11 protein-coding genes are annotated in these 8,300 nt (G+C 56.7%); 9 read left to right on the top strand and 2 right to left on the bottom strand.

The genetic code is table 11. The features are described from left to right. The 8 genes from lysA to NCN04_RS04620 all read left to right on the top strand — a co-directional run. A partial coding sequence (lysA, locus tag NCN04_RS04655; RefSeq protein WP_250395320.1) for a diaminopimelate decarboxylase occupies window positions 1–953 on the top strand: 953 nt, incomplete at its 5' end. 30 nt (window positions 954–983) lie between these two features. Next, entirely contained in the window at window positions 984–1,817 is an 834-nt protein-coding gene (gene cdaA, locus NCN04_RS04650) for a diadenylate cyclase CdaA (RefSeq protein ID WP_250395319.1), read from the top strand. Then, a complete protein-coding gene (uppS, locus tag NCN04_RS04645; protein WP_250395318.1) occupies window positions 1,814–2,587 on the top strand; it encodes an undecaprenyl pyrophosphate synthase in 774 nt (257 codons plus the stop codon). The genes cdaA and uppS overlap by 4 nt, the downstream gene beginning before the upstream one ends. 49 nt (window positions 2,588–2,636) lie before the next feature. Further along, window positions 2,637–3,623, top strand: coding sequence for a biotin synthase BioB (bioB, locus tag NCN04_RS04640; protein ID WP_250395317.1), 987 nt, complete (start codon window positions 2,637–2,639; stop codon window positions 3,621–3,623). Window positions 3,624–3,727: 104 nt separating this feature from the next. Beyond that, window positions 3,728–3,943 carry a hypothetical protein gene (locus tag NCN04_RS04635; protein WP_250395316.1) on the top strand — a complete coding sequence of 72 codons (216 nt, stop codon included), beginning with the start codon at window positions 3,728–3,730 and terminating at the stop codon, window positions 3,941–3,943. After that, entirely contained in the window at window positions 3,943–4,896 is a 954-nt protein-coding gene (gene trhO / locus NCN04_RS04630) for an oxygen-dependent tRNA uridine(34) hydroxylase TrhO (protein WP_250395315.1), read from the top strand. Before NCN04_RS04635 ends, trhO begins: the two co-directional genes overlap by 1 nt. Window positions 4,897–4,931: 35 nt before the next feature. Then, a complete protein-coding gene (locus NCN04_RS04625; protein WP_250395314.1) occupies window positions 4,932–5,909 on the top strand; it encodes a DUF952 domain-containing protein in 978 nt (325 codons plus the stop codon). Then, a complete protein-coding gene (locus tag NCN04_RS04620; RefSeq protein WP_048346261.1) occupies window positions 5,909–6,412 on the top strand; it encodes a GNAT family protein in 504 nt (167 codons plus the stop codon). The genes NCN04_RS04625 and NCN04_RS04620 overlap by 1 nt, the downstream gene beginning before the upstream one ends. On the opposite strand, the gene lipA is transcribed toward NCN04_RS04620, so the two are convergent. Continuing rightward, window positions 6,394–7,296 carry a lipoyl synthase gene (gene lipA, locus NCN04_RS04615; RefSeq protein WP_048346262.1) on the bottom strand — a complete coding sequence of 301 codons (903 nt, stop codon included), beginning with the start codon at window positions 7,294–7,296 and terminating at the stop codon, window positions 6,394–6,396. The genes NCN04_RS04620 and lipA overlap by 19 nt on opposite strands. A 31-nt stretch (window positions 7,297–7,327) precedes the next feature. After that, window positions 7,328–7,927, bottom strand: coding sequence for a recombination mediator RecR (gene recR / locus NCN04_RS04610; RefSeq protein WP_157028551.1), 600 nt, complete (start codon window positions 7,925–7,927; stop codon window positions 7,328–7,330). A 74-nt stretch (window positions 7,928–8,001) separates the two neighbouring features. On the opposite strand from recR, the gene psbP reads away from it, so the two are divergent. Further along, the coding region (gene psbP / locus NCN04_RS04605; RefSeq protein WP_250395321.1) for a photosystem II reaction center PsbP at window positions 8,002–8,300 on the top strand (299 nt) is incomplete at its 3' end.

Below are 8,300 nucleotides of genomic sequence, written 5' to 3'. Positions count from 1 at the left end.
CTTACAGCCATGGGGTGATGGTGGTGGCCGATAACCAGCACGATTTGGATTGTCTTGCTGAGCTTGTTCCTAAAGGCGGTGCACCGGTTCGCTTGATGCTGCGTTTCACTCCTGGCATTGAATGCCACACCCACGAGTACATCCGCACGGGACATTTAGACAGCAAATTTGGGTTTGATCCTGATCAGTTGCAGCCCGTGCTGACAGCGTTGGCTGGGTGTGCTTGGGCTCGTGTTGAAGGTCTACACGCGCATATCGGGTCTCAGATTTTTGAACTCGACCCGCATCGGGATTTGGCCGCTGTTATGGCTGATGCCCTCAAGTTGGCCCGGGAGCTTGGTCATCCGGTCCGAGATCTCAATGTCGGCGGGGGACTTGGAATTCGCTATGTCGAATCCGACGATCCACCGTCGATTGATGCCTGGGTCAAGGTGGTGGCAGAAGCCGTGACCCAGGCGTGCAGAGAGCGTGGTCTTGAGCTGCCTCGTTTGATGTGCGAGCCGGGCCGTTCTCTTGTGGCATCCAGTGGCGTGACGGTTTACACCGTGGGCGCCCGCAAAGTGGTTCCAGGCATTCGCACCTACGTCTCGGTTGACGGTGGGATGAGCGACAACCCGCGACCGATCACCTACCAGTCGCTCTATACGGCATGTCTTGCTGACCGTCCTTTGGCGCAGGCAGACGAAACCATCACTTTGGCCGGGAAGCACTGTGAATCCGGCGACGTGTTGCTCAAGGACCTGTCGTTTCCATCGTGCCGGAGCGGTGAGGTGCTGGTGGTCCTGGCGACGGGTGCCTACAACCTCTCGATGAGCTCGAACTACAACCGGATTCCGAGGCCTGCTGCTGTGTTGGTGCATCAAGGAGAAGCTGAACTCATCCAGAGGCGTGAGCAGCCAGAGGATTTACTTCGTTATGACTTGATGCCAGATCGCCTGCGCTCGGTAAAGTGAGATTGAAAACATGAGGGGTGCGTAAACGCAATGGCGGTGTTGCAACTTCGCCTGCTGATCGACGTTTTCTGCGCCTCTGCTCTCGGTTTTCTTCTTTTCACGAGAGTCAACGAGCAGCGAACCCTTTGGCTGTTAAGGGGCTACCTGTTCCTTGTTGCTCTCGCCTGGTTCGTTAAACGGTTTTTCAATCTCCCGCTCACATCGACGTTGGTCGATGCACTGGTTCTTGCCTGTTCACTGTCTTTGGCCATCCTTTGGCAGGGAGAATTGCGCCGGCTGATGGAACTGCTCGGCACGGGACGGCTCGCCGTTCTATTGGGCAATCCTCAAAGCAAGCTCAGAGCGACCGCTAGTACCGTCGCTCAACTAACTGATGCTGCGGGTCGCCTGTCTAAATCGCGACGGGGTGCCTTGATTGTGGTGGATTTAGGCAGTGATTTACGCCCCGAGGATTTCCTGAATCCAGGAGTGACCGTTGATGCGCAGCTGAGCAGTGAACTATTGCTCAATTTGTTTGCCTCAGACACACCTCTCCATGATGGTGGGGTGGTGCTGAAGGGAAATCGGATTATCTCCGCTGGCGTCATCTTGCCTCTCTCGCGTCAAGGCATTAGCCGCTACGGCACAAGACACCTTGCGGCTCTAGGCATTACCGAGCGCTTCGACCGCTGCATCTGTGTTGTTGTGTCTGAAGAAACTGGCACGTTGTCGCTTGCGAATCAGGGCAAGCTCGAGCGTCCGATCACCAGCTCCCGTCTTCAAGATTTATTGACCGAATTGATGGCGGCTCCGGTGTCCTCAACCTCAGCGAAAACCGGGTCTTCACGTAGCGTAAAAAATCCTTCCCCGGACTCAGCGCTTTGAGTCAACGCTTGGTCACTAGTTCAGATGACTCTCGGATTGAGCTTTGTCCTGCCGAGATCAGTCCACAGCGTTTGCCGGCTCATGTGGCAGTGATCATGGATGGCAATGGACGCTGGGCCCAATCAAGGGGTTTGCCGCGTGTGATGGGTCATCGGGCAGGCGTTGAGGCCCTGAAAGCCACCTTGCGTCGATGCAGCAATTGGGGTGTGAAGGCTCTCACCGCTTACGCCTTCTCAACGGAGAACTGGTCTCGCCCTGGCGATGAGGTGAATTTTTTGATGACGCTGTTTGAGAGGGTGCTGGAACGCGAGCTTCAGGCCTTGGAGGCGGAGAGGGTGCGGATCCGTTTTCTTGGAGATCTTGAGCCCCTGCCTGCCCGTCTTCAGTCCTTGATCCAGGAGGCGACGAAGCGTACGGCGTCCAACGATGGCATTCATTTCAACGTTTGCACCAACTACGGAGGACGGCACGAGCTGGTTCTCGCGGCCAGACGGCTGGCTGAACGTGCAGCCAGTGGGGAGCTTGATCCCTCCGAAATCGACGAGCAGACCCTTGCTGGCGAACTGTTCACCGCTGGTGAAATCGATCCCGACCTCTTGATTCGCACGAGTGGTGAACATCGAATCAGCAATTTTTTGCTGTGGCAGCTTGCTTACGCTGAAATTCACGTTACGGATGTCCTCTGGCCCGATTTCGATCGTGAGGCCTTAGTGCGTGCGTTCTTGGATTATCAAAGCCGAACCCGTCGCTTTGGGGGGCTGGTGGTCTAATTGCCGATGCTCTGGGATCCTGAGGGTTCGAGGTTCTCTCTCAGGGTTGATGACGGAAGCGGTTGACGTGCGACATGACTGGACGCGAAGCGAGATTGAAGCGCTTCTGGATCTTCCCCTAATGGATTTGCTTTGGCATGCCCAGGGGGTGCATCGTGCATCGAATCCTGGATATCACGTTCAGTTGGCCTCGCTGTTGAGTGTCAAAACCGGTGGGTGCGAAGAAGACTGTGCCTACTGTCCTCAATCGATGCATCACAGCAGTGATGTCACAGGCCAGCCCGAATTGCAGGTTGCTCCTGTTTTAGAGCGGGCGAAAGCGGCCAAGCAGGCGGGTGCAGACAGATTTTGCATGGGCTGGGCTTGGCGTGAAATTCGCGATGGTGCGCCTTTTGAGGCGATGTTGCAGATGGTGAGTGGCGTGCGTGCCTTGGGCATGGAAGCCTGCGTGACGGCAGGCATGCTCACCGATCACCAGGCACAACGTCTTGCTGAGGCGGGTCTTACCGCGTACAACCACAACCTCGATACCAGCCCTGAGCACTACGACAAAATCATTACCACGCGGACCTTTCAAGAACGTCTGGAGACGCTTGAACGGGTGCGTCAAGCGGGTGTGACCCTCTGCTGCGGCGGGATCATTGGCATGGGGGAAACCGTTGGGGACAGGGCTTCCATGTTGCAGGTGCTGGCGTCGATCAACCCCCACCCAGAGAGCGTCCCGATCAACGCTTTGGTGGCTGTGGAGGGCACTCCTCTCGAGGAACTCCCTCCCATCGATCCGATCGAGTTGGTTCGCATGATTGCTGTCACGCGGATCCTGATGCCTGGCAGTCGGGTTCGCCTGAGTGCCGGCAGGGAACAGCTCAGCCAGGAGGCTCAGATTTTGTGTCTGCAGGCTGGGGCGGATTCGATTTTTTATGGGGAAACGCTCCTCACGACTGGAAACCCTGCTGTGGAGGCTGATCGTGAGCTGCTTCGCACCGCCGGTGTGCAGGCCAACTGGCTTACAAGTTCAGAGAAGCTGGCCGCGTAGTTCAGTCTCTAGTTGCGCAGGCGTTGATTCCGTGCATGGATCTTCTGACATCTCTTGCTTTGGCTCGAACGAAACGACATAACGACTTTTTCCTTGTTAGATCAGTGGCTCAATATCTTTTGCGAGATGGGACACAAGTCAGCGTCTCATCAGATCCCACAAGCTTTGACGTGCTCACCTATCAAACAATGTCCGGAGAAGCCGTTCATGCCGTTCTGACCATGAAGGCTGAGCGCGCCATTTTGAGGTCAGTTGATCTTGGTCGGCTTGTTGCATTGAGCGATGATCTCTCTGTCTTCAACAGTGCTGTTGTTGCCTGATGGAACCTGCGATGGGAGCTGAGGGGAGCAAAGATGATCTGCTCGTCGCAGCGTTTTATGCCTTTACCCCGTTAGCTGAGGCGGATCAACAGGAGCTGCTAACCGCCCTTCCTCCCCTGGCTGAGGCTGAAACCGTTCTCGGTTCGGTCTTGATCGCTGCTGAAGGAGTGAACGGCACGGTGTGCGGTCCCGCGTCGGGAGTGGAACGATTGCTCGCCCGCTTACGCAGCCAACTTGCCCTGGGTGATGCCTATTACGAATGCCTGGAGGTGAAGCACAGCTGGAATCCCGAACAAGTGTTTCGACGCTTTAAGGCCAGGAGCAAGCGCGAAATTGTCACGCTTGGGCAGCCTCAAGTGGACCCTCGAGACAGTGTCGGCACCTATGTGGACCCGAAAGATTGGAATGCCTTGATTGATGATCCCGATACGTTGGTGATCGATGCTCGTAACACTTACGAGGTGGCGATCGGCAGTTTTGCTGGGGCTTTGAATCCGCAAACGGAGAGTTTTAGGGACTTCCCCGACTGGGTGGATCAGGAGCTTCGTCCTCGCATTGAGCGAGAGGGACCTCAGCGGATTGCCATGTTTTGCACAGGAGGTATCCGTTGCGAAAAGGCCAGCAGTTTTCTGCAAAAGCAGGGATTCGGCGAAATCCATCATTTGCGTGGAGGCATTCTTCGTTATCTCGAAGAGGTCCCAGAGGACAACAGCCGTTGGCGAGGGGAGTGTTTCGTGTTCGATCAGCGCGTTGCGCTGAACCATCAGTTGGAACGAGGTGACTACTCCCTATGCCACGCCTGCGGTTTGCCGGTGTCTTCTGAGCAGCAGAGTTTGCCGAGCTATATCAAGGGCGTGCAGTGTTTGCATTGCATCGATCAATTCACAGAGGCAGATCGCCGCAGATTTGCGATGCGCCAACAACAGATTGACCTGCTCGCTGCACGCGGCTAGTGCTTCAGTGGCCATGACTTGCTTTCAGGCCCCGCTTGCTGCCCATTCTTTACAGCTTTCGCCGTTGTCCCTATGCGATGCGAGCTCGCTGGGCCCTGCTTCAGGCAGGTTTGATGGTTCAGTGGCGTGAGATTGAACTCAAAGCCAAACCTGCCGCGATGTTGGAGGTCTCTGCTAAGGGCACAGTTCCGGTTCTGGTCCTTCCGGATGGCAGCGTCATTGATGAGAGTTTGGCGATCATGCACTGGGCTTTGCAGCAGGCTGACCCCCGTGGCGCGTTGGAGGTGGAAGACTCGGCTTTGTTGATTGAAGAAAATGATGGTCCTTTTAAGCATCATCTCGATCGTTTCAAGTACACCGATCGCTATCCCGGAGCTTTAAAGGAGGATCATCGCCAGGCCGGTCTTGTGATCCTGCGCAGCTGGAGCGAACGCATCAGTCAAAACGGCTGGTTGCTGGCTGATCGGTTGGCTTTGGCGGATGCGGCCCTATGGCCGTTTGTTCGGCAGTGGCGTCTCGCGGATGTGGGTGGATTTGATGCTGATCCTCACCTGGCCCCGTTGAGGGAGTGGCTCATGCGCTTTCTCGATGACCCGATGATGGAACGGTTGATGCAACGTGCCGATCCCTGGTTGCCAGGTGGAATGCAACCGATTTTTCCTGCTGATGCCATTGCGATTCCCATGGATCAACCGCTGTTTCATCTCGCCTTGGAATCCGATTGGCAGGCTGCCGTTCAGCGAGGCGACTATCGCGTTTCAACGCGTGGCTTGTCCCTCGAGGAGGTGGGATTCATTCATTTGTCGTGGCAAGAGCAGCTGCAAGACACGTTTGACCGGTTTTATGCCGATGCTGGTTCAGTCCTCACGCTCAGAATCAATCCAAAGCTTGTGTCTGCCCCTCTGAGAGCAGATGCCATCCACACAGGCGTGCTTTTCCCTCACCTGTATGGCCCACTTCCCATTGCCTCGGTGGTCGAGGTGAGTCCTTTCTCTTCTCTGCCCGCCTGCTGATGCTCAATGATTTAGAAGCGCAGGCACGAGAACGTGGTTTGCTGCTTCGCCTCAAAGTTGGTCGCCCCCTTGGGCTGTGGAGCTTGCGCTTGGTGGTGGCTGAACAGCTGCCCGCTGATCGCTTGCAGCTCCAGGGCGAGATGAAAGCCTGGGCCTATGGCGCCACCACCGGACTGCAGCTCGACACAATGCGAGTTCGTCCTCAAGCCCCTGCTGGGACGGGAGATCTGATTTGGGCCGCCACCATGGCATGGGCTCTGGAATCCACTCCTTGCCTGAGGGCCAGGTTGTTGGCCATTCGGGATGCAGAGGGCCAGCACCGGCGCTTGGTGCGTTACTTCCAACAGCGTGGTTTCACGACGGTGCATGAGGTGGAGGCAGCTGTTTGGGACTTGCCTCTGCGGATGGTTTGGGGTGGTGCTGGTGCGCTGATGACGGCTGATTGTGCCGAGGTGCTGCAACGAGCTGCGCAGCGCTGGACTGCTCAGTCTCCTGCTGCGTGATAACTGCTGCGCACCAAAGGGCCACTGCGCACTTGCGAAAACCCAAGGTCGGTCGCGATGGCACCAAGCTCCTCGAATTCCGTGGGGTGCCAATAACGCGCGACCGGGATATGGGCCAAGGAGGGCCTGAGGTATTGGCCGAGGGTGATGCGCTGACAATCGACACTGCGTAGGTCTTTCAAAGTGTTGACCACTTCATCCTTGTTCTCACCAAGGCCAAGCATCAGGCCGCTTTTGGTGGGTATCGATGGGGCAAGATCTCTGGCCGCGGCAAGCAGCCCAAGCGAGCGGGTGTAAGTCGCCCCACGGCGGACTTCTCCTTGCAGTCGCTTCACCGTTTCAAGATTGTGGTTGAAACAAACGGGCTGTGCCTTCAGAACGCTGCTTAAACGCTTTCGTTGAGCTTGGAGGGCTTTGGCTTGATCCGCCACACCGCCCCAGAAGTCTGGGGTGAGTACCTCGATGGCGATCAAAGGATTGCGTGCCCGGATCGCCGCCATCGCGTTCGTGAACAAGCTGGCCCCATGGTCCTCAAGGTCATCGCGGGCGACGGCTGTAAGGACCACGTAGCGCAGTCCCATGCCAAGCACGGCTTCTGCCACCCGCTCCCCTTCTTCAGGGTTCACGGCTTCGGGTGCATGTCCTTTATCCACTTGGCAGAAGGCACAGCTACGGGTGCAGATCGAGCCACCGAGTAAAAACGTTGCGGTGCCAGCTGCGTAACACTCCCCCCGATTCGGGCAGCGGCCCTCCTCGCAAATCGTGTTGAGCCCATTCTGTTTGACCAGCGTTTGCACCTGTTCGATCGCTGAGGCATTACCGATCGGTCGTCTCAACCATTCCGGTAAGCGTTCATGGGGGTGGATACCGCTGTAACGGCTCATGTTCCTTGTCATGACAGCGATCCTGGGGGTTTCATTCAACTGCTCGACGACCTTCAAGAGCCCGACTCAAGGTGACGTCGTCGGCATATTCGAGCTCGCTTCCAACCGGAAGGCCGTAGGCGATTCGGCTGACTTCCGTAAATGGTTTGAGCAGGCGAGCCAGGTAGAGGCTGGTGGTATCACCCTCCACGCTGGGGGTGAGCGCAAGGATGACTTCTTTGATCTCGTCTGCTGCGACCCTGTTGACGAGGCTGCTGATCTGCAGCATTTCGGGGCCGATGCCGTCCATCGGAGAGATCAGGCCTCCCAAAACGTGGTACCTGCCGGCATATTCCCTGGTGCGTTCGAGGGCCAGTAGATCCCTTGAATCCGCTACAACGCATAGCAATCCGATCGAGCGCTCTGGATTCCTGCAAATCTCACAGGTGGGTTCGGCACTGAGATGGAAACAGGTTTGGCATTGGCCGACCTGACTCCTTGCCGCCAAGAGAGCATCAGCAAAACTGTGGATCTGCTCTTCTGGTTGGCGCAGCAAATGGAGAGCCAGCCGTTGTGCAGTCCGTGGACCAATGCCAGGAAGGCGTTCGAACTGGTCGATCAACCGTGCTAGCGGTCGGGTGAAGCCGCTCAGAATTCTTTTGCAAGTCTCTGGAATCTAGGCAGGGAGATCTCCGGGCAGAATGGGACGGATTCATGAACGATTCGATGCGCTTACCGTTGCAAGTTCCGCTCCGATCGCTCTTCAGCGTTGTCTGTGTTGTATGGCTCACCGCCTGCAGCGGTGCTGGAGCTGGTCTTAATTCGTTCCAGAGCCCTGACGGCAGATATGCCTTTCTCTATCCCACCGGTTGGACGAGGGTGGCGGTGACGGGAGGTCCCACCGTGGTGTTTCACGATCTGATTAACAGTGATGAAACGGTGAGCCTTGTGGTTTCGGATGTAGACGGCGATAACGATTTACAGACCCTGGGCAGTGCTGTTGCCGTTGGGGAACGGTTGCGCCG

The sequence above is a fragment of the Synechococcus sp. MU1655 genome (genome assembly GCF_023630655.1).
GTDB lineage: Bacteria > Cyanobacteriota > Cyanobacteriia > PCC-6307 > Cyanobiaceae > Synechococcus_C.
Note: the sequence above shows the minus strand (reverse complement) of the source record. Positions and strands in the feature narration are given on the sequence as shown.

Excerpts from the sequence above, each read along its gene's own strand:
- NCN04_RS04620 (WP_048346261.1), top strand. The coding sequence starts at position 5,909 with ATGCTCAATGATTTAGAAGCGCAGGCACGAGAACGTGGTTTGCTGCTT.
- trhO (WP_250395315.1), top strand. The coding sequence starts at position 3,943 with ATGGAACCTGCGATGGGAGCTGAGGGGAGCAAAGATGATCTGCTCGTC.
- lipA (WP_048346262.1), bottom strand. The coding sequence starts at position 7,296 with ATGAGCCGTTACAGCGGTATCCACCCCCATGAACGCTTACCGGAATGG.
- cdaA (WP_250395319.1), top strand. The coding sequence starts at position 984 with ATGGCGGTGTTGCAACTTCGCCTGCTGATCGACGTTTTCTGCGCCTCT.
- bioB (WP_250395317.1), top strand. The coding sequence starts at position 2,637 with ATGACGGAAGCGGTTGACGTGCGACATGACTGGACGCGAAGCGAGATT.